The sequence below is a fragment of the Exiguobacterium sp. PHA03 genome (genome assembly GCF_041945985.1).
Classification (GTDB): domain Bacteria; phylum Bacillota; class Bacilli; order Exiguobacteriales; family Exiguobacteriaceae; genus Exiguobacterium_A.
Genome location: NZ_JAUTYQ010000001.1, coordinates 1,834,320 through 1,855,052, shown reverse-complemented (window position 1 = coordinate 1,855,052; position 20,733 = coordinate 1,834,320). Strand labels below are relative to the sequence as shown.

The 20,733-nt window shown below is 47.9% G+C and carries 17 protein-coding genes; 12 read left to right on the top strand and 5 right to left on the bottom strand.

Features of this window, described 5'->3' with window-relative positions; translation table 11 throughout:
* Positions 1-28: 28 nt before the first annotated feature.
* On the bottom strand, positions 29-2,236 hold the full coding sequence (locus tag Q7C19_RS09735) for a methyl-accepting chemotaxis protein (RefSeq protein ID WP_375092023.1): 2,208 nt from the start codon (positions 2,234-2,236) through the stop codon (positions 29-31).
* A 171-nt stretch (positions 2,237-2,407) separates the two neighbouring features.
* Here Q7C19_RS09735 and Q7C19_RS09730 point away from each other — a divergent pair, with 171 nt between their 5' ends.
* Entirely contained in the window at positions 2,408-2,830 is a 423-nt protein-coding gene (locus tag Q7C19_RS09730; RefSeq protein WP_035410212.1) for a CBS domain-containing protein, read from the top strand.
* 138 nt (positions 2,831-2,968) lie between these two features.
* The gene (locus Q7C19_RS09725; protein WP_375092022.1) at positions 2,969-5,755 is read left to right on the top strand and encodes a putative bifunctional diguanylate cyclase/phosphodiesterase; all 2,787 of its coding nucleotides are present in this window, start codon (positions 2,969-2,971) and stop codon (positions 5,753-5,755) included.
* 291 nt (positions 5,756-6,046) lie between these two features.
* On the opposite strand, the gene Q7C19_RS09720 is transcribed toward Q7C19_RS09725, so the two are convergent.
* The gene (locus Q7C19_RS09720; RefSeq protein WP_375092152.1) at positions 6,047-7,750 is read right to left on the bottom strand and encodes a M3 family oligoendopeptidase; all 1,704 of its coding nucleotides are present in this window, start codon (positions 7,748-7,750) and stop codon (positions 6,047-6,049) included.
* A gap of 178 nt (positions 7,751-7,928) precedes the next feature.
* Here Q7C19_RS09720 and Q7C19_RS09715 point away from each other — a divergent pair, with 178 nt between their 5' ends.
* From Q7C19_RS09715 to Q7C19_RS09680, 8 genes are all read left to right on the top strand, one after another.
* Positions 7,929-8,432: a PTS sugar transporter subunit IIA gene (locus Q7C19_RS09715; RefSeq protein ID WP_035410206.1), complete on the top strand. Its 504-nt coding sequence runs from the start codon at positions 7,929-7,931 to the stop codon at positions 8,430-8,432.
* Between the two features lie 157 nt (positions 8,433-8,589).
* Positions 8,590-9,351: an ABC transporter ATP-binding protein gene (locus Q7C19_RS09710; RefSeq protein WP_375092021.1), complete on the top strand. Its 762-nt coding sequence runs from the start codon at positions 8,590-8,592 to the stop codon at positions 9,349-9,351.
* On the top strand, positions 9,338-11,257 hold the full coding sequence (locus Q7C19_RS09705; RefSeq protein ID WP_375092020.1) for an ABC transporter permease: 1,920 nt from the start codon (positions 9,338-9,340) through the stop codon (positions 11,255-11,257). Before Q7C19_RS09710 ends, Q7C19_RS09705 begins: the two co-directional genes overlap by 14 nt.
* Positions 11,258-11,351: 94 nt before the next feature.
* The gene (locus Q7C19_RS09700; protein WP_035410198.1) at positions 11,352-12,038 is read left to right on the top strand and encodes a response regulator transcription factor; all 687 of its coding nucleotides are present in this window, start codon (positions 11,352-11,354) and stop codon (positions 12,036-12,038) included.
* Entirely contained in the window at positions 12,035-13,027 is a 993-nt protein-coding gene (locus tag Q7C19_RS09695; protein WP_313491326.1) for a sensor histidine kinase, read from the top strand. The genes Q7C19_RS09700 and Q7C19_RS09695 overlap by 4 nt, the downstream gene beginning before the upstream one ends.
* Positions 13,020-13,784, top strand: a complete 765-nt coding sequence (locus Q7C19_RS09690) for an ABC transporter ATP-binding protein (RefSeq protein WP_035410192.1) — start codon at positions 13,020-13,022, stop codon at positions 13,782-13,784. Before Q7C19_RS09695 ends, Q7C19_RS09690 begins: the two co-directional genes overlap by 8 nt.
* Positions 13,750-15,681: an FtsX-like permease family protein gene (locus tag Q7C19_RS09685; protein ID WP_056063129.1), complete on the top strand. Its 1,932-nt coding sequence runs from the start codon at positions 13,750-13,752 to the stop codon at positions 15,679-15,681. Before Q7C19_RS09690 ends, Q7C19_RS09685 begins: the two co-directional genes overlap by 35 nt.
* A gap of 30 nt (positions 15,682-15,711) precedes the next feature.
* The gene (locus Q7C19_RS09680) at positions 15,712-16,341 is read left to right on the top strand and encodes a helix-turn-helix domain-containing protein (RefSeq protein WP_035410187.1); all 630 of its coding nucleotides are present in this window, start codon (positions 15,712-15,714) and stop codon (positions 16,339-16,341) included.
* A 47-nt stretch (positions 16,342-16,388) separates the two neighbouring features.
* Here the strand turns inward: Q7C19_RS09680 and Q7C19_RS09675 are convergent, their stop codons facing one another.
* The 3 genes from Q7C19_RS09675 to Q7C19_RS09665 all read right to left on the bottom strand — a co-directional run bounded on the left by Q7C19_RS09675 (position 16,389) and on the right by Q7C19_RS09665 (position 18,969).
* Positions 16,389-16,820, bottom strand: a complete 432-nt coding sequence (locus Q7C19_RS09675; RefSeq protein ID WP_035410184.1) for a hypothetical protein — start codon at positions 16,818-16,820, stop codon at positions 16,389-16,391.
* Positions 16,821-16,886: 66 nt separating this feature from the next.
* Positions 16,887-18,086, bottom strand: coding sequence for an ABC transporter permease (locus Q7C19_RS09670; protein ID WP_035410182.1), 1,200 nt, complete (start codon positions 18,084-18,086; stop codon positions 16,887-16,889).
* Complete coding sequence (locus Q7C19_RS09665) at positions 18,076-18,969, bottom strand: ABC transporter ATP-binding protein (protein WP_035410178.1); 894 nt, start codon at positions 18,967-18,969, stop codon at positions 18,076-18,078. The genes Q7C19_RS09670 and Q7C19_RS09665 overlap by 11 nt, the downstream gene beginning before the upstream one ends.
* A 179-nt stretch (positions 18,970-19,148) precedes the next feature.
* Here Q7C19_RS09665 and Q7C19_RS09660 point away from each other — a divergent pair, with 179 nt between their 5' ends.
* Both Q7C19_RS09660 and Q7C19_RS09655 read left to right on the top strand, forming a co-directional pair.
* Positions 19,149-20,087 carry a VOC family protein gene (locus tag Q7C19_RS09660; RefSeq protein ID WP_375092019.1) on the top strand — a complete coding sequence of 313 codons (939 nt, stop codon included), beginning with the start codon at positions 19,149-19,151 and terminating at the stop codon, positions 20,085-20,087.
* Complete coding sequence (locus Q7C19_RS09655) at positions 20,084-20,680, top strand: alpha/beta hydrolase (RefSeq protein ID WP_290752535.1); 597 nt, start codon at positions 20,084-20,086, stop codon at positions 20,678-20,680. The genes Q7C19_RS09660 and Q7C19_RS09655 overlap by 4 nt, the downstream gene beginning before the upstream one ends.
* Positions 20,681-20,733: the final 53 nt, after the last annotated feature.

Genomic DNA, 20,733 nt, shown 5'->3' with positions numbered 1-20,733 from the left:
GCCTTTCAAAAAAGACTTCGCTGAAAAATCATTCGGATGAAGACGAAGGAACCTTTAAATCCGAATCATGTCGTTCCTCGTCAAGTGATGCGACAGCTGCTTCCTCATACAAGACGGATTCTTCCGAATGTATGACCTCTTCAACGGAGTCGTGAACCAATGTTTTCGTATCGTCGAGTTGGAAATCAAGCGTCAGTTGATGGAGATTACCAGCAATCTTTGCAAGATGCGTAGCGGCAGACGTCACGGATTCGAGTGTTGCGTTCGTTTCTTGAATGCTCGCACTACTCGTCTCAAGACCTGCGGCATTCTCTTCCGTCAAAGCGAGAATCGTCCCCATGGCGTCTGAGACTTCTTCCGTCGCTTGCGTCAACGCATGGATGTCACCGGTCAGTTCTTCTGTCCGGCGTGAGACATGTTGGACGGAACCCGCGATTTGCTCGAAATCGTCACCGGTCGTCTTGACGGAATCAAGCGATCGTTTCAAATCATCCATGACATGGTGCATCGCACCCATCGCGGTCTGTGTCTCGTCTTGGATATGATCGAGGAGTTGTTTGATTTGCTTCGCAGAAGCGTCACTCTCTTCCGCAAGCTTTCGGACTTCACTCGCAACGACAGCGAATCCGCGTCCTTGTTCGCCAACGCGTGCTGCTTCAATGGCGGCATTCAAGGCGAGCAAGTTCGTCTGACTCGAGATTGCTTGTAGTGTGCCAAGGACTTTGGCAATCTCATCCGATCGTTTACCGAGGAAGTCGGACGTATTTTGGATTTCCTGTTCGAGTGAGACGGAATGATCAAGTAAATCGGCGATCGTCTGTTTCGTTACATCACTTCCGCGAACGGCTGCGGAAGCGACGGTCGAGACTTCCGATAATGTCGTTGACGCGACGTGTTGCATGGCCGTCGACCGTTCCTTGACGCCATGAACGGCATGGGACGAGCGCTCTGCTTGTTTAGTCTGTGTTTCACCAGCCGCCGCGATCTCTTCCATCGTTCGTCCGATTTTCAGAGAAGCTGTTTGGACGTGCGTTGCATTCGTGGAGAGTTCGGCAGATGCATCCCGGACGGTCGTCGCTGAAGTCGTCAAAGCGAGAATTGTTTGACGTAGTCGAGCCCGCATCGCGTCAAAGTTCTCGGTGAGATCCGTCAACTCGTCTTGGATGAAACGTGTCGGACGCTTTGGCGTCCGTAAATCACCAGAGGCGATGGCAAGTGCTTCTTGACGGAGTGTTGATAAAGGACGATTGATTGATCGACCAATCAACCAAGCAATCAACGTGGCTAAAGCGATCGCGACGACGAAGTTGATCAACGATTGACTGAGCATTTCTTTTTTCGGTGCATACAAGGAAACATAGTCAAGAACGACAGCTAACTTAAAGCCTGTTTTTGACGAGGTCTGCCAGATGACGACGGATTTTGTACCGGCGACGTCCATGATGGTCGAACCCGACTCTTGTTCCATCATTGCTTTAGGAGCAGAGAAATAAGGTTTTCCGTCTTCTTTCATCTGCGTTACGTTTTTGAAGAAATAATTTTTATTCGGATGGGTGACAATCTTCCCATTTTGGGTATAGCTGAAGACGAATCCTTTTTGTCCGATTTCAATCCGCTTCATGTCTTCTGCTAGGCGATCGATACTTTTATAGATGGATAAGACACCTTTGATATTCGCCTGTGCATCTAGTGTTGCTTTTGAGAAGCCGATGATGGATAGTTTCGTTGCCGCATCATAATGCGGTTCACTCATGATGACGGTGCTAGAGTTATCGAGTGCTTGTTTGTACCAGTCTTCCTTGCGTGGATCGTATCCAGGTGCTGCCGCTTGTTTTGGCCAGTTGAGATAACCACCAGCGGTATCCGCATACTGAATGAATGAGTTTTCGATTTTCGATGAACCGTACTTTTCTAGGACGCTATAGATATCGCTCGCTTTTTGCGTCGGAGGAGTAGCCGGATCGGGTTGTTTCGTTTGATCCGTGTAGTTCGGTAAAGCGCCGTCCGCTCGGTTGAACGGAAGACCTGCGAGTAAGGTCGTATCCTTTTTCGTATCATCAATGATTCGTGTAAAGGATTGTTCGAGTTGCTTCAAAGCGGTTTGTGACGTCGAGTCTACAAGCTGATCGACGGTTTGGCTCGTCTGATCATAAGAAAACCAGGTCGAGGCACCGAGAGTGAGAGCGGGCAATAAAATAAGCCCGATGAACAGGCGACGCGTGATCGGGAGGCGCATATGTATTCTCCTAACTAAATAGTCTTTAAATTCTGTCTACTTGGAATATCGGAATAGTATGACCAAATATGAAGGAATTATGTAGAGATTTTCATCATTTGAGAAATGAATCGGAGCAGGGTTCATGATAAAATGAAAAGGGTGTCACAGAGTGGCTAGGGAGGAACAGAAATGAATATTGCTTTTTTCTTATTACCTAAAGATGAGGTGAAATATTTAGATCCTGAGTCAACGGTCAGACAAGCACTAGAAAAGATGAAACATCATCGTTTTACGTCAGTCCCACTCGTTGATAATAAAGGGAAATACGCAGGAACGCTGACAGAAGGCGATGTCTTGTGGGCGCTCGAAGCAAATCTCGAGCATGCCGATTATGACCATGTCTTGCAGACACGTTTAACTGATATCAAACAACGCGTCCGTTATAAACCGGTCTCGATCACAGCGCAAATGGAAGAGATGATTGAAGTCATCACGGATCAAAATTTCGTACCCGTCATCGATGACGGAAGACATTTCATCGGGATTATCCGACGACGTGACATCATCGATTATTTTGCTAAAAAAGTAGCGCGTGAGAACGTCAGTTATTAAAAAAGAATAAAACCAGTAAAAAAAGCACTTATTTTCGCAGAAATGTGGGAAGACGTGCTTTTTATTGACCCAAAACGACTTCAGGAATCAGTATGAGACGACGATATAGAAACATAATGACAATTTAGGGAGGACGATGTGTTGCGACGTTTATCACCAGTCTTCATCGTAGAAGCTTTTCGAAGACGCTCCTACTATAAAACGTTCTCATGGATGATTGCGATCATCGGGTTATTAGCATTGATCGTCGCATGTCAACATTTGATGAAAACACTCGAAGAAGGTTATCGCTTCAAAGCATCAGGAAAAACGATTGCTGAAGTGACACCATTTAATCATGCTGAACAAGAAGTGACGCGCTATTATTTTTCATCATTGAATGAGGACACGGATGTTCTACAAGCGTCCAAACAGTCCGATCGTGCATTGGAACAACTAACGGATCGTCTACCGAACATGAAAGCGACTGGGGCGGCACGGGAAGAAGTCTTGACGGAGGTCAAGAAGCTTCAACGACAAGGATATGAATCGAACCATCGCTTCTTCACGACGATGGCGAATTTCAAGAGTGAAATCATCTTCAATCAACTCGTACTGAGCAAAGAGACGGGATCTTATTATAATGTCTTCTCCAATTTGATTCTGATGGAGGAACAACTTGGGAAATCAGCTGAAATCTTAAAAGATGCCCGTCAAAAGGAAGAACCGAGCTCGATTGATCGATTACGGATTCAGCAGATGCGGATTGATTTACCGATACGCCAGGCATCACTCATCAAATCATTGTATGATGTGATTCCTCTTCAGGACGATACGGGACGGCAAGATGTCGCAACAATGCGGGAACAGATGGCTGCCTATACACAAACGCTCGATGATCTATTACGTGCTCCAAAAGTCGAGACGTACGCTGCTTTGGCAGGACAAGCGGAAGAATATGAATCGAGTATGTATCGTCTGTACGATCAAGAACTCAACCAAGTCGCACAAGAAATGCAGGATCGAGGCCATCACATCATTCGAAATGCCTGGCTTCTCTTTGGTGCAACCGGTGTCTTAATTCTTGGACTGTTGATTTTGACCTTATCGTTATTACGCGCCTTTCGCCAAGATCTATCCTTACTGAAAGGAGAAGCGAATACCTTTGCGGAAGACCGCCGGCAATCCGGTTATGACGTACCGGAGCGAAATGATTTTCAACCTGTCGTCCAAGCGTTTCGGACGATGACGGCCATCATCGCCGGGTTGCTCGATCATAATGATGCCAAAACAAAAGAAATCAAGCAGAAAAAAGCGGAAATCGAGTCGCTCTTTTCACAAAATACAGATCCGATTCTTGCGATGTCATCTGACTATACGATTGTGAACGGAAACGAACGCTTTCGACAATTGACGAAAGCGACGGCGGGATGGACGATCGAAGAACTGATCCATCCGGCTGATTTGAATCGGATGCGGCGAGCGTTGAAGCAATCATTGGAAGGCCATAGTCAAACGATTCGTTGCAAGATGCTGTTCGATGAAAAAATCTTAAACATGTTCGTCAACATCGTCCATGTCGCAAACAAAGAAGACGATACAGGCGTTGCACTTTACTTATCCTGTCATGATGAAACGGATCAGTTCCGGCGCGAAGAACGGATCACACAACTCGCACTCTTTGACATGTTGACGGGACTGTTGAACCGAAATGGCTTTGAACAAAAGATGGCAGATGCGTTGAAAGCACCTCAGCCGGGAGAACTCGTCACCATCAGCGTTCGACAATTCCGGCGGATCAACGATATTTACGGACATGGTGCAGGCGATCAGATTTTGAAAGATCTCGCCAATCGACTCAAACATCATTTCATCGGAACGGGACAAGCCGCACGAATCGGGGGAGACGAATTCGCCGTGTTGGTTGCACAACAGGATATCGTTGATTACGAGAAATTGAAGCAAGTCATCGAACACGTCTATGAGATCGATGGAGAGTATGTCAATGTCAGCATCAGTATGAGTATGGTGCGGTACCCCGATGATGCAGTAGCCGTCACGTCCTTGTTATCTTCGGTTGATATCGCGATGCAGCATGCGAAGCAACAGACAGAAGGCGGACCGGTTTGGTTCGAATCCTGGATGAGTGCCGAGTATCTCGAATCCGTCGTCCTCGAAGGAGAACTGCGGGACGCGATCGAAAAGAACGAGCTACAATTGTTCTATCAACCACAAATCAATCTCGCGACCGGTCAGGTCGATGGTTGTGAAGCGCTCCTGCGCTGGTTCCACCCTGAACGGGGGATGATCAGTCCGGCGATCTTCATTCCGATTGCCGAACGATCGATGTTGATTGAAGAGATCGGGATGTGGGTCGTTGCCGAAACGGTCCGACAAGTCGAAGAGTGGAAGGATACGGAACTCGGAGTACTACGCGTCTCAGCGAACTTATCCGTCAAAGAACTCGTCTCCGGTCGGATCGTCGATTATCTGACTGATGTCCGAGAGGTTCATCCGGGAATCGAACAACGGATGGAACTTGAAATTACGGAATCATTCGGTGTCTTTTCAGACACACGCGTGTTTGATGCGTTACAGAAGTTGCATCAGATGGGGTATCGTCTTGCGATTGATGACTTTGGTACAGGGTATTCTTCCTTGTCGTACTTGAGTCGCTTGCCAATTCAGCGACTAAAAATTGACCGTTCGTTCATCAGTGGTCCGGATGCATGCTCGAACGCACCGCTCATCGAGACGATCATCAAGCTCGCACATACGCTGAAGTATGACGTCGTCGCTGAAGGGATCGAAGAACTTGAACAAGCTGATCATTTGCGAGTACTTGACTGTGAGTATGCGCAAGGATTCTATTATTCAAGACCGATTCCAGCCGACGAGTTTCGAGTCTGGTACGTGAAGTACCATCAAAAGCTTCTATCTGAATGAAATTAGTCTATTATGATTCATGATTTTAATATGTATGTGTCTTAAAATGAAAAAAGGTGAGTTTCCAGTCCGGAAAGTCACCTTTTTTCATTCGATAAATAGAGAACGTGAATGTTCACCCTCGACTCCTACAGGAAAAGAAAGCACGATTTTCGCTTTCGTCAGGGCTAGATAAGACCCGACAGACCGCATGAAATACAAGGTGCCGCGGTTTATCACCCGCCTGTGGAAAGCGGGGATGACAGAAACGTTCGTTGTAAGCGTGAACTTTAGATTGATGAAAAATAATTATTAAACGCGATCGAGTACGAGGTCGTCTGCTTGTTCGAGATACGCTTTGACCGGTGCGACCGCTGCTTCAACCGTACCTGGTGCAAACGGAGACTTCAATCCAGCGCGCTCGACGAGCGTGAGGAAGCTTTCCGATCCACCGGCACGACAGAGATCGAGATATGATGTCCAAGCCGCTTCCCGGTCCTGTTCCATCCAAGCATAGAACTGGAAGGCACAGACTTGAGCGAGCGTGTAATCGATGTAGTAGAAGGGACTTCCGAAGACGTGCCCTTGCTGATGCCACCAGGCACCTGAATCGAGATAATCATTCGCTTCGTAATCACGATGCGGCAAATATTTCTTCTCGATCGTCCGCCATGCTTCGCGACGCTCAGCTGGTGTCAATTCCGGTTGGTTGTAGATGACGTGCTGGAACTCATCAATCGCAACGCCGTATGGAAGGAACGTGACGCTTCCTGCGAGGTGATTGAATTTGTATTTCGCCGTCTCTTCACCGAAGAATTCTTCCATCCATGGATAAGCAAAGAACTCCATCGACATCGAATGGATCTCGCACGCTTCATACGTCGGGAAGGCACTTTCTGGAGCAGTCAGGTGACGGCTCTCATAGACTTGGAACGCATGTCCGACTTCGTGTGTCAGGACATCGATGTCGCCCGCCGTTCCATTGAAGTTTGAAAAGATGAACGGGAGTTTTTCGTCTGCGATGTAGGTACAATACCCACCGCCCGCTTTTCCAGGCTTCGCCGTTAAATCGAGTGCTTCCCGGTCGAGCATGTAGTTGAAGAACTCGTTCGTCTCCGGTGACATCTCCGCATACATCTTTTTGCCGCCTTCGATGATGAACGACTCTTCGCCTTTAGGTGTTGCGTTCCCAGACTTGAAGGCGAATCCTTCATCGTAGTAGTACAAGTGATCGACACCGATGCGTCGTTGCTGGCGTTCTTTAAGTTGTGTCGCGAGCGGGACGATCGTTTCAAGGATCTGTTCGCGATATTGTTCAACCATCGATTGATTGTAATCGACGCGAAGCATCCGTGCGTATCCGAGTTCGACGAACGATGGGAAACCGAGTGTCTTTGCGATGTCTGTCCGGATACGGACGAGTTTATCGTAAATTGTATCGATCGTTCCCCCTTGCTCTTTTAAGTAGCCATAGCGGGCTTCTGAAGCTGCTTTACGAACAGCCCGGTCTGGTGATTGGAGGTAAGGACCGAACTGCGATAAGTTAAGCGTCTTCCCGTCAAACTCGATTTGAGCAGAAGACATCAGTTTCGTATATTCGCTTGAGAGACGGTTCTCTTCTTGGAGCTTTGGAATGATCTCTTCCGAAAACGTCTTTAGGCTCGCTTCCGCGATTAGGAATAACTGTTTGCCTTGCGTCCGTTCGAGTTCATTGCGAAGCGGATGCGTCGTCAACGCTTGATAATAGCTTGAGACATATCCCTGATAGATTGCGCTTGCTTCATCAAAGAACCCTTGTTCCGTCTCATAGAACGTATCGCGTGTATCAATCGTATGACGGATTTCGACGAGCTGGCTTGCCGTTTCAAATTGATTTCTGAGGGTATTAATCTCAGTGATGGCTGCGTTTGCTTCATCTACCTGTGTGGCTTCCGTTAGTCGAGCGATTGCTTGATTCATCGATGTTTCAAGCAAAGCAAGATCAGGACGGACATATGTAATTTCTGAAAATGGCAACATGTAAGCGCCTCCTTTTGATTTCTAACTATTATCACACAAAAATACTTGCAAAACCAGAGGGACAAACGTATGCTTTTTGTGAGAACGTGAGCGAGCTGTCTAACAGCTTACTCCTATAAAAAATCGAAACTTCCATTCGGAAGAAAAACGATCGAGAAAGTAGAGGGATAGTATCATGGGATTCTTAAAAAAATTGTTTGGTGGTAACGACGCAGGAAACACGAAAATTGCTTCTGCACTTACAGGTAAAATCGTCAACATCGAGAACGTACCCGATCAAGTTTTCTCTCAAAAAATGATGGGCGACGGTGTCGCGATCGAGCCAACAGAAGGTAAAGTTGTTTCACCGATCAACGCAACGGTTGAAACGATTTTCCCGACAAAACACGCAATCGGTCTAAAAGGTGAAGATGGTCTTGAACTCTTGATCCACGTTGGTCTTGATACGGTTAACCTCAAAGGCGAAGGCTTCACGGCTCACGTCCAGTCAGGTGACAAAGTCAAAGCAGGAGACGTCCTCGTCGAGTTCGATCTCGAGTACATCCGTGCAAACGCACCATCGACGATCACACCGATCATCGTGACAAATCACGATCAATTCACGCTTTCAGCTGTACCAGCTGAAGGAACTTCTGTTGTCGCAGGCGACACAGAGCTCTTCAAAGCAACACATAAATAAGATACGACACGCCTCCATCCCTTACGGATGGGGGCTTTTTTGATGTCTCCTCCCTTGTCTTACCGTTTTGTAAGAGAAGTGAAAGTAAAGTCCATTTTGAGAAAAGCATGGAAGGACTAGACTGAGTGTAACGAATCAAACACAGGAGGCATTACAGATGAAAGCAATCTTACGAGCAGAACAGATCACAAAAACCTATCAAACGAAAACGGCACGCCACGAAGCACTACGTCCGACGACGCTCAGTGTCCATGAAGGGGAATTCGTCAGTATCATGGGACCGTCCGGTGCCGGGAAATCGACGTTGCTTAATCTGCTGTCGACAATCGATCAGCCGACGGACGGATCGATTTTAATCAATGGAGCAGACGTGACGGCGATGAGGGAAAAACAATTGGCTCGCTTTCGCCGGGAACAACTTGGCTTCATCTTCCAGGATTTCAATCTCCTCGATACAATGACGGTCCGGGAAAACATTGCCTTACCACTCTCACTCGCGAACGTCGATAAAAAGATGATCTTAGAGCGTGTCGATCGTGTGGCGCATCAACTCGGTATCCAGGACCTACTCGATAAACGTCCGGTCGAACTATCGGGAGGACAAAAACAACGGACGGCTGCCGCCCGTGCGATCATTCATGATCCGTCACTCATCTTAGCGGATGAACCGACCGGTGCGCTTGATTCAAAGTCAGCGACAGGATTGCTTGAAGCGATGCAGTCACTAAACGACGAAGGCGCGACGATTTTAATGGTGACACACGACCCGATGACGGCGTCTTATGCAGAACGAATTCTGTTCGTCAAGGATGGAGAGCTGTTCAAGGAAGTCCATCGCTTCGGTTCACAGAAGGATTTTTTCGAGCAGATCATGGAAGTCCAACGCGAACTCGGAGGTGCCGTCCGTGAGTTTGTCTAAACTGGCGTTTCAAAATCTAAAAAACATCCGTCAAAACGTGATGTACCTCGGTGCGGTCACGTTCGCGATTCTCATTTACTACACGTTCCTCGCGATTCGATCAAACGAAGCGATGCTTCAGGCGAATGAATTGTACGGAAAATTAGGAACGGTCTTTACTGGAGCGAGTGTTATTCTAGCGCTTTTCTCTGCTATCTTCATCTGGTATTCAAGTGACTTCTTCTTACGCCGCCGTAAGCAGGAAATCGGTCTCTACGCGTTGCTCGGTTTAGAGCGGGGACAGATCGCCCGACTGATCTTCCTTGAGACGATGGGGTATGGAGTGATTGGTCTAATCCTCGGGATTGCGATCGGAACAGTCGCATCGAAATATTTCGTACAGTTGCTGGCTTCCGTCATGGCGATGCGAGTCGATGCGACCTTTACGATCAGCGGAGCTTCCGTCGTGCAGACGATCGGCGTCTTCCTTTTGATTTTCCTGATCATTGCCTTACGTTCAGCCCGGACGATCTATCGTTTTACATTGATTGAATTGTTCAAGGCAGAGCAACAAGCGGAATCCCTTCCGAAAGTCCATCCGATCCTAGCCGTGCTTTCGGTCGTTTTGATTGGTATCGGTTACTATTTGACGGGACAACCGTTGATGGATCACTTTACGATTGTCGCACCGCTCTTGATGCTGTGTGTGATCCTCGGGACATTTGGAACGATGAGTTACTTCACAATCTTCTTATTACGCCTCTTAAGTAATCAAGCGCGACATTTCAAAGGAACGAATTTGATTCTGCACGGACAATTGCTGTCACGAATCAAATCGAACGCTGTCATGCTGTCGACGATCACGGTCATTACTGCCGTGACATTAACGACAGTCGGTACAGCGACATCGATCTATTACTTCATCGATCAGACTGTCGAGGAGCAAGTCCCGTACAGTCTGTCGATTGCGAGTAAACAAGCGGAAGCGGAACAGCTGATTGCAAAGTCCGACCAGAAGATCGACAGCCGGACGATGGTCAACGTCAAGAACGTCGATCACAAGATGACTGAGCTTCCGAACCCGCTGACGTTCACACGCTATTATCAAACCTATGCTTACGAAGATCAGCCAGGGCAATTTAGTTACGTCAATTACTCGGATTACGTGAAGCTTGCGAAAGCAAACGGTCAAACGGTCATTAAAGAACCAAAGCGAGGCGAAGCAATCGTCCTTGAAACATTTAAAGGAAACGATTTGTTGAAGATGAAAGTCAAATCGCCGGTCGGTGTCAAAATCAAGGATGTCCATGATTCCTTTCGCATCACCGCTGCGACGAATTTACCAATCGCTCAACTTTATGAGAAACAGCGGCTTGCCTTCGTCGTAAACGACGATGCGTTTGCAAAGATGCCGGAAAAAGGTTTTATGCTGACGAATTATCAGTTTTCGGATGAACGTCATGACGATGGACTGATAAAGCAATTAACGCAACTGTATGGAAAACAAGCGGATACAGAAATGGCAGCGTACTATCCGGTCTATACGATGACGACGGCAACGACCGGCTTACTCGCGTTTGCTGCCGGCTTCCTCGGTCTCGTCTTCTTGCTTGCGACAGGTTCAATCATCTACTTTAAGATGCTCGCGGAAGCAGAAGAATCGAAACAACGGTTTGCGATCATTCAAAAGATTGGTGTCGATGAAAAGGAACAAACGGGTATCATCCGTCGCCTCGTCGGATTCGTCTTCTCTTTACCGTATGTCCTCGGACTCGTTCATAGTCTAGTTGCGATGCAAGTCCTGCAGAAACTGTTGAACTACAATATCGTCCGTCCGACATTACTTGCGATTGTTTGCTATACGATCGTCTATCTGATCTACTATATCGTCACGGTTCGTGCTTACCGCCGCATCGTGACGGGATGAACTAAATACGGATACACAGAACTGGAAACGGAATAATCGTTTCCAGTCCTTTTTGAGTTCGTTATGATAGAAACAGAAGGAGTTGACGTGAACGATGCATACGATTTTATTAGTCGAAGATGATGTGAAAATCGCGACATTATTAAAGGAACTACTCGAACGTTATGATTTTAAGGTCGTCGTCGAGGATGGACGAGGGGATGTCATCGCGACCTACGAGGAAACGAATCCTGATGTCATTTTATTAGACGTTAATTTACCGAAGTTCGACGGTTTCTATTGGTGTCGGCAATTACGGATGAAGACACGGGCACCGATTCTCTTTATCTCGGCACGTGTCGGCGAGATGGATCAAGTCATGGCACTCGAATATGGTGCTGATGACTATATCGTCAAACCGTTCCAAGGAGCGGTCGTCATCGCGAAGATTAAAAGTCAGATTCGCCGGGCGTATGGCACGTTGTCGAACGAGGCGGATGAGCGGACGGTGACGAAAGAGGGTGTCACACTGTACTTAGACCGTTATATCGTCGAGTACGGGGAACAGTCGATCGAGCTGTCGAAAAAAGAAGGGCTGATCCTTGAGATGCTGCTGACGGCAAGTCCACGAATCGTTAGTCGGGGTGACTTACTCGAACGGATTTGGGATGACGAAGCATTTGTCGATGAGAATACATTGAACGTAAATATCACCCGTGTCCGTAAACGACTTGCAGAAATCGGAGTTGCTGGTCTAGAGACGGTTCGAGGTGTCGGCTATAAACTGGTTCTTGAGCCATGAAGCTTTTTTTACGGCACGTGATACCGGGTACCATCTTCTTTACCGGACAGATGCTTATTTTATACGCTATTTTATGGCTCTACGACCTCTATCGTCCGGCAGCATTTTTTTACATCGTCCTCTTGAACAGCATCGGTCTCTTGATTTATCTCAGCTATCGTTTCTTCAGCATGCTTCCGCTGTTACGACGGATGCAACAACCGGTCCAGTCAGTCGCAGAACCGATTCGTAGTGATAGCGAAGAACCGATTTCCGTTGCCGTCGAACAATTTTTAGAGCGGCAACAGACATTGTTTCGCAATAGCCTGTTTGCTGAGCGACGAAAAGAAAAGGAACGACATCGGTATGTCGATCAATGGATTCATCAGATGAAGACACCATTATCTGTCATCGAACTGATCCTCGAACATCCAGGGGAACACTATCAAGCGGATTTACGTCAAGAGGTTGATCGGTTACGCAGTGGACTCGATCAGATGCTCTATTCGTCACGTTTAGAAGCAATCGAGACAGACTTGAAGGCGGAACGACTGGTATTGAAGCCGCTCGTGACGAGCATCATCAATCAAGAAAAACGATTGTTCGTCAAAAACCAGGTCTACCCGAAACTCGACATCGCCGAGGACGTGTATGTCTATACGGATGCAAAGTGGTTTCGTTTCCTCGTCTTACAGCTCGTGACGAACGCGATCAAGTATACAACGGGGCATGGTCGAGAAGTCGTTCTGACGGCAGAGGTGACAAAGGGGCAGGTCGTCTTGTCGATTCAAGACGATGGTGTCGGAATTCCGAAACGAGATGTGCCGCGTGTCTTTAATGCGTTCTTCACGGGTGAGAATGGGCGCCGCTACGGGGAATCGACCGGGATGGGCTTGTATTTCGTCCAACAAGTTTGCTTGAAGCTCGGGCACGAGATCGAACTCGAGAGTGAAGAAGATGTCGGCACGACATGCCGGATTCGATTAGTAGGAGGTCGTGCACATGATTGAAGTCAAACAATTGGGGAAGGTCTATCCCGGAAAGGTGACGGAGCAACCGTTGACCGATTTGAACTTTCGGGTGGAGGAAGGTGAGATGGTTGCCGTCATGGGACCGTCCGGTAGTGGCAAATCGACACTGATCAACTTGCTTGCGACACTTGACGAACCGAGCTGGGGATCGATTCTGATCGATGGCGTCGATACAGCAACGTTCAAGCGAAAAGAGATGACACGTTTTCGGCGCGAGACGCTCGGGATCATCTTTCAGGAATTCAATCTACTCGACTCGTTGACACTCGGTGAAAACATGCTCGTTCCGTTGATGCTGTCGGGGAAAAAGGCGAAGCTTGCGCGGGAAGAGATGGAAGAGTTGGCACGTCGTCTACAGATTGACGATCTGCTCGATAAACAGGTCGATGAGGTAAGTGGCGGACAACGACAACGAACGGCAATCGGTCGTGCCTTGATCCATACCCCGCGTCTGATACTCGCGGATGAACCAACCGGAGCACTCGATTTTCAATCGACGAAACATGTCATGGACGTCCTAGCCGAGTTGAATGCGACCGGGATGACGATGGTCATCGTGACGCATGATCCGCAAGTCGCATCGTACTGTAATCATGTCTTGTTTCTCAAAGACGGTAGCATTCAGACGGAATTATTCCGTGATGAGCCACGACGTATCTTTTTCCAACGGGTCATCGAATCATTATCGTTATTAGGAGGGGATGAGCATCAATTATCTGCAATACGCCCTACGTAACATCCGCCGCTATCAGCGGTTGTACTACGGTTACGCCTTGACAATTATTATCGCGATGACAATCGTGACGAGTTATTGGAACTTGTTGACGAATAGATCGTTCCAAAATGTCGCCAAGGTATTGAGTCAATTGAACCAGGTCATCGAGCTGACGATTTTCTTCGTCTTCACCGCGGAGCTGATCATCTTACTCTTTAGTGTCCTGTTCATTTATTCGACGACATACACGATGCTTGAGCACCGTAAGAATGATTTGCGGACGATGCGAACACTCGGCAGTGGACTATCGCATTTCTTAAAATATTTTTTGATTGAGGTCTTGATCGTCGGTGGATTTGCGATTACGGCAGGACTAGTGCTTGGAAACGTCTTGACGAAGATGTTATTACTCTCTGTCGTTAAGGTCATGTTCTTGCCACCGATTGAATTCGAGTTATCATTTTATGCAATCCTCGCCTTGATTGGTGGTGCCCTCATCGTCTTACTGACGGCAACCGTTCTCGCGATCTATCGCTTTCGTCCCGACCGACCGGTTCGATTACGGTCTCCGTTTCGACGACGGATCTGGATTCTGATACAAGTCATTGCTTTGTTGACTCTGATCTACGGGTATACGCTCGCATTCATTCGGATGTACGAATTTTACATCGTATTTCCCCTCGTCATCTTCATCGGATCGTTCTTCATTTGCCGGTATGTCTTACCGTGGTTGACCCAATTATACCGTCCTCGTCGTCTGTCGCTTCGGAAGCTGATCGTCTCGGAAATCGCCAATCAACTTCGTACGAATAGTACGTTGATTGCTCTCGGGACGATTTTGACGTCGTGTGCGCTGACAGCAGTCGGTCTCGTTTTCTTATTTCAATTGGTCGGACTCGATTTATCGTCACAAAACCAATTCGGTCTCGTCTATTATGAAGAGTCCGCTCAGCCGACGAAACGATTGAAGGATATCAAGCAGACGATGACCAAGGCGTTCCCGGATCGCTACCAGCAAGATATTCAAGTGAAGGCAGATGGAACACGGGTGCTTTTGCCGATTTCAGCGTACAACAAGATGATGCGTCAACTGCATTTTCAGGAGCGGACAGCGACCGGTCGACAGAGTTTCTTCGTACCGGCACGTCCAGTACAACTGGAAGAGAACACGCCGACGATGAAAAAAGCGAAACAGGCGATGGAAAAAGCCGACTTTGAATTGCTTCCCGCTGCTTCCCATGATTTAGTCTTCGGTTACAATTACCGGATCGAGACGATGTTCGTCGTCAGTGATGCCGTCTTTCAAACACTGAAGCAACCTGTCCGTCAAATCGTCGTCTTTGATACGCCAGCCTATCATGATTACGGAACAAAGGACTGGGAACAGTGGATGAAGATTGTCCGCAACATCCAGTCTGCAGCAAAGCTAGATGAAAAACAGTCGGTTCCTTATCAGTTGATCAATGAGACGGAGGATGAGATCGACGGCATCCGGATCGTGCGCCTCGTCACGTTCGTCGTCATCCTCCTGACGATCTGGTTGTTCGTCATCAATGCAAGTTTCCTGCATGTGTGGATGCAGATGACAGCGGAACAAGAACAAAAACGAATGAAGACATTGTTTGCGTTAGGGTTCGGTTCCGGGAATATCCGCCGTTACTTGCTCATGAAGTATGGTGCGGTCTTACTCATTCCGTACCTGATCTCGGTTTTTCATGCTTTCTTATTGTTCCAAGTCGTCGTGACCCGAGCCGGACTACAGGTCGGATCATTCCTCAACTTAGCCGCATTTTGGATCAGTATCGTCACGATCGGATACTTCTTAAGTGTCTTACCGATTTGGTTACGCTACCCACGCCATCTGTTCCGGAATTCATCCAAAAGTTCGATGTATCCGACACCGGATTCAAGGGTATGATGATACCATAGGAACAAGGGAGGGAATCGTATGCTAGACCATTCACCATATCGGGGTTACGGTGACCGGATCCGTATCTTACGAGAGCGTGCCGGGATTACGATCGAACAATTGGCTGAACGCCTCGGTGTCGCACCGTATTTCATCCGTCGGACGGAACTCAGCGAAGTCTATCCAACTAAACCCTACATCGAAGCATTAGCGGACGTCTTGAACATCGATGCCAGTTATTTGGCACGGCATATCTGGACGGGAGAGTCGTTAAAGTTCATCATGCAACAGAACACACCGCTCGAAGAGATGAAGCTTGCTTATGAACAGACGCTCGGACAAGACGGAACGTGGGTCGAGGAACAGCTCGAGGAGCGAATGCGTCTATTTGATTTAATGTATGATGAGGATGTCAAACGGATCGAGCAGACGATGAGTGCTACCGAGCAACGGATCTTTCATGAGCTCGTCGAAGCCGTCATGGAAGCAGGAGAGTTGCAACGCGATCAAGCTGAAGAGACGTATGAGTTATTTGAGGATAAATTACCATCGATGATGCAACTGGATGAATACCTCGATCGTATGACGGACGGGATTTCTTTGTCCAGTTCGACTTATTATGCGGATTATAGCGACCGGAAAAGCCGCTCTCGTTATCACCGAAAATGAAAAAAAGTCGCTATCTTCTGATTGACGTTCAGAAGACAGCGACTTTTTTATTGACGTTGTGGCATCGGACGTGGACGACGCGTCTTTTGACGTGTCCGACCGATGATGAAACCGATGATCGCATTCGCAATGACGAGTACCCAACCGACATAGCCGAAATTGAGAGTTAAGCTACCAAGCATCGCTTGCCACTTGAAAATCATCATCACATCACCACGCAAGACGAATCGCGCGAGACAGACAAGTAAGACAGTCAATCCGGCGATGAAGACACCAACCCAGCTACCGTATAAACGGGAAGACTGGCGGCGCACCGCGACGAAGGACCAGCAAAAGAGGCTAGAGACGAACGCCATGCCTCCGTAGGCAATGACGAGTTCCCATGTCGCACTCGCTTGCGGGAATTTCGTGAACATGACAAGTGACGAGACCATGGCAGCAGCTGTGAAAAGGATCGCTGCCCAAAAACGAGACCGCATAACGTAGTTCCTCCTAAAGGCTTTTTCTCACCTAACGATAGCGGAAACGATTCGTCTTGTAAACTGTTACCGGCGTCCGCTTAAGATCCGGCGTAATTGTTTAAGCGGATTCGATCCGTAGAACAGAACACCACCACGGTAGAATTTCGTTCCGACAAATAAGGCGAGCGAAATGCTGATCAGCATTAAAATGAGGGAAATCGAAACTTGCCATAGCGGTACATCGGTCAACATGACGCGCAGGAACATGACCATCGGTGTGAAGAACGGAACGAATGACAAGACGACGACGGCTTGGTTCGTTGGTGCGTTCAGACTGAACATTGAGATCATGAAGGCGGCGACGATCAACAAGATGACCGGTAACGTCACTTGCTGCGCATCCTCGACCCGACTGACGAGCGAACCAAGTGCCGCAAGAAGCGTCGCGTACAGAAAGTATCCGAGCAAGAAGAAAACGAACAGATAAATGATTGTTCGGGCACTTAAGGAATCGAGTGATAACTGATTGAATAAACTGCTACTTTGAGCACTGTAGTAGCCGACACCGACGAGAATCGACAATTGTACGAGACTGACGGTAGCGATTGAAAGAATCTTCGCGAGCATGTGCTGGATCGGACTCGCCGCAGAGATCAGCAACTCCATGACCCGTGATGATTTTTCATTCGCGATTTCCGTGACGATCATTCCACCGTAGATCGCGATCGTGAAGTACATCAAAAACAACAATACATAAACGAGCGCGGAGGCAGCAAAGAGTTCGTCTTCACTTTTTCCACCTGTCGACGTCAACTCTTGTTTGACGGGAACGGGTTTAGCGAGTGACGCAAGAACGTTCGGGTCAATCTTCGCATCCGTGATGACCGCTTGATCACGGACTTGTTTGACGACCGTCGCGACTTGTGTCTGTAACTCGGATTCAGGACTAGCACTAACGAGCGTCACGTCATAAGAATCTTGGACAATCGCTACGACGTCAAACGTGCCTCGATCGACCGCTTTACGTGCTTCTGCGACCGTATACTCCTTCGGTGTGATGTCTGAGGTGACACCAGCCTTTTTCAAGGCAGGGCGAAGGTCTGTCGATAATTCACTGACGAGGGCGACTTTCGGATCGTCACCCGAGAACCAGTCGAGAATCCGTTCGATATTGCCGAAGCCGACGAGAAACAGGACCATCAGAACAGTTGAGATCAAAAAGCTTTTGGCACGTAGTTTCTGTAATAGATTGAAGCGATATAAAGTCAGGAATTTACGGTTCATAACGTTTTCCGACCTCCTCGATGAAGATATCCTGCAAGGATAATTGATCCCAGACGAAACGATCAACATGGTGTCCTTCACTGACGATATGTTGGAGAAGTTGGTCAGCGGTTTCTTTTGAAGAAACTTGGACGACATGTCCATTATTGTCCGACTCAACTTGAAGGACACCCGGTAAGCTATCCCATAGGAGCGGTGGGGCATCCGTCGTCAAGAGGACACGGGTCTTCCCATAGCTCGCCTTGATATCAGGAAGATAACCAGCGACGACGGGCTTACCATGATCGAGAATCGCAACATGCTCGCAGAGTTCTTCGACATGATCCATTCGGTGACTCGAGAAGACGATCGTCGTTCCATCGACGGTCAATTTTTTAACGGCACGTTTTAATTGTTCCGCATTGACTGGATCGAGTCCGCTAAATGGTTCATCTAAAATCAGCAGTTCAGGTTTATGTAGGACGGCGGAGATCAACTGGATTTTTTGTTGGTTTCCTTTTGAGAGTTGTTCGACACGCATTTTTTCATATTGAGGAATTTGGAAATACTCGAGCCATTCGGTCAGTGCTCGTTTTGCATCCTTCCGTTTCATATCTCGGAGTTCAGCAAGAAATAAGAGTTGTTCGTCGACTCGGACTTTCGGATACAATCCGCGTTCTTCCGGAAGATATCCAATCTTTGAAGTCGGAATGCGTTCTCCGTTCCATGTGATCGAACCTTCGGTCGGTTGGAGTAGACCGAGTAGCATCCGGAACGTCGTTGTCTTGCCGGCACCGTTCGCACCAAGCAAACCAAAGATTTGTCCGCGTGGCACTTCGATCGTCAACGCATCAACGGCAGTGAAATCGCCGAAACGCTTCGTGATGTGTTTGATTTCTAACATAAGAACCTCCTTATAAAGATGTCTGTTGCACGACAAGTGTACCATTGTTACATAGTGTCCTACGGTCAAAATTGGGTAAAGGTTCCAGGGAAAATGGAAACAAGTCTAATTATTTTACTTTTTGTTCATTAGTTACTATTATTGTGTTAACAGTAACGATTGAAGGAGGGACCTATTCTATGAAAACGCAAGGTATCCATCACATCTCAGCAATGGTCGGCGATCCTCAAGAAAATCTTGATTTTTACGGGACGATTCTCGGACTACGGTTCGTCAAAAAAACGGTCAACTTCGATGATCCAGGGACGTACCATTTTTATTTTGGAAACGAGTCTGGTGCACCCGGAACGATCATCACGTTCTTCCCATTTAAAGGCATGGCGAGAGGACAGGTCGGTGCCGGACAGGTCGGAACGACAGCTTATGCGATTCCGGTCGGTGCATCGGATTTCTGGAAAGCACGGCTGACGCAAAAGAACGTCTCGTTTGAAGAAACAGTTCGTTTCGGAGAGCAACAGATCGCGTTCGAAGATCCACATGGTCTTCAAATCGAGCTCGTCGAACGCAAGGCGGGACGAGGCAGTCGCTATGAAATCGACGGTGTCACGCGTGACGTCGCCATCAAAGGATTTGCGGGAGCGACATTACTGTCGCGAGATCCATCAGACACAGCCAAATTACTGACCGATACATTGGGGCTCACCCTCAGTAAACGGACGGAGACCGTTGACCGGTACATTGCGGAAGGGGAGTTTGGAAATGTCATTGATGTCGTCCATGGTCAGATGCCGGTTGGTCGTCCGGGTACGGGAACCGTTCACCACATCGCCTGGCGCGCAACCGATCAAGAGGAACAACTCGACTGGATGAAGGCGATCAACGCGTTCGGTTTGCAGACGACTGAAGTAAAAGATCGTAATTACTTTACGTCGATCTATTTCCATGACCGTGGACGCATCCTCCATGAAATCGCAACTGACAATCCAGGGTTCGCGATCGATGAAGACTTCGAGATGCTTGGAGAAGGCTTGAAGTTGCCGGAACAATTTGAAGCGCATCGCACCGCGATCACGAATCACGTAACACCTATTACAGTACCGAAGGGGAGACTCATATGATTCATTTATATCAAGCGCCAAAAACAATGGATGCACCGATCTTTTTACTCTTACACGGCACAGGCGGAACGGAACAAGACCTCGTCGGACTCGTCTCGCTGCTTGACCCGGAAGCCGGTTACTTGTCTGTCCGTGGAGAAGTCTCGGAAAACGGGATGCCACGTTTCTTCAAACGGCTCGCAGAAGGCGTCTTCGATGAAGAAGATCTCGCTTTACGGACAGCACGATTGATTCAATTTTTACAGGAACAAGCAGCGGAACGTGACTTCGCACTCGATCGCCTCATTCCGGTCGGTTATTCGAACGGAGCCAACATCGCAGCGAACATGTTGTTTGAAGAAGCACTATTTAAACAAGCCATCTTACTGCATCCGATGGTACCACGTCGCGGTGTGACGTTACCGGACTTATCAAACGTTCGTGTGTTCATCGGCGCCGGTAGTAATGATCCAATCTGTCCCGCTCAGGAAACAGAAGAGTTGTCAGCACTCTTGAAGGAGGCTGGTGCATCAGTCGATGTCACATGGTCGAACTACGGACACCAACTTGTCATGCCGACAATCGAAGCAGCAACCGATTGGTTAAAACACTAAAAAAGGACTGTCCCATCTGCTTCTCTTCTAGAAGGTAATGGGGCAGTCCTCTT

Coding starts and splice junctions, on each gene's coding strand:
- Q7C19_RS09735 (WP_375092023.1), bottom strand. CDS start 2,236: ATGCGCCTCCCGATCACGCGTCGCCTGTTCATCGGGCTTATTTTATTG.
- Q7C19_RS09730 (WP_035410212.1), top strand. CDS start 2,408: ATGAATATTGCTTTTTTCTTATTACCTAAAGATGAGGTGAAATATTTA.
- Q7C19_RS09715 (WP_035410206.1), top strand. CDS start 7,929: ATGGGATTCTTAAAAAAATTGTTTGGTGGTAACGACGCAGGAAACACG.
- Q7C19_RS09710 (WP_375092021.1), top strand. CDS start 8,590: ATGAAAGCAATCTTACGAGCAGAACAGATCACAAAAACCTATCAAACG.
- Q7C19_RS09700 (WP_035410198.1), top strand. CDS start 11,352: ATGCATACGATTTTATTAGTCGAAGATGATGTGAAAATCGCGACATTA.
- Q7C19_RS09695 (WP_313491326.1), top strand. CDS start 12,035: ATGAAGCTTTTTTTACGGCACGTGATACCGGGTACCATCTTCTTTACC.
- Q7C19_RS09690 (WP_035410192.1), top strand. CDS start 13,020: ATGATTGAAGTCAAACAATTGGGGAAGGTCTATCCCGGAAAGGTGACG.
- Q7C19_RS09685 (WP_056063129.1), top strand. CDS start 13,750: ATGAGCATCAATTATCTGCAATACGCCCTACGTAACATCCGCCGCTAT.
- Q7C19_RS09680 (WP_035410187.1), top strand. CDS start 15,712: ATGCTAGACCATTCACCATATCGGGGTTACGGTGACCGGATCCGTATC.
- Q7C19_RS09675 (WP_035410184.1), bottom strand. CDS start 16,820: ATGCGGTCTCGTTTTTGGGCAGCGATCCTTTTCACAGCTGCTGCCATG.
- Q7C19_RS09670 (WP_035410182.1), bottom strand. CDS start 18,086: ATGAACCGTAAATTCCTGACTTTATATCGCTTCAATCTATTACAGAAA.
- Q7C19_RS09665 (WP_035410178.1), bottom strand. CDS start 18,969: ATGTTAGAAATCAAACACATCACGAAGCGTTTCGGCGATTTCACTGCC.
- Q7C19_RS09660 (WP_375092019.1), top strand. CDS start 19,149: ATGAAAACGCAAGGTATCCATCACATCTCAGCAATGGTCGGCGATCCT.
- Q7C19_RS09655 (WP_290752535.1), top strand. CDS start 20,084: ATGATTCATTTATATCAAGCGCCAAAAACAATGGATGCACCGATCTTT.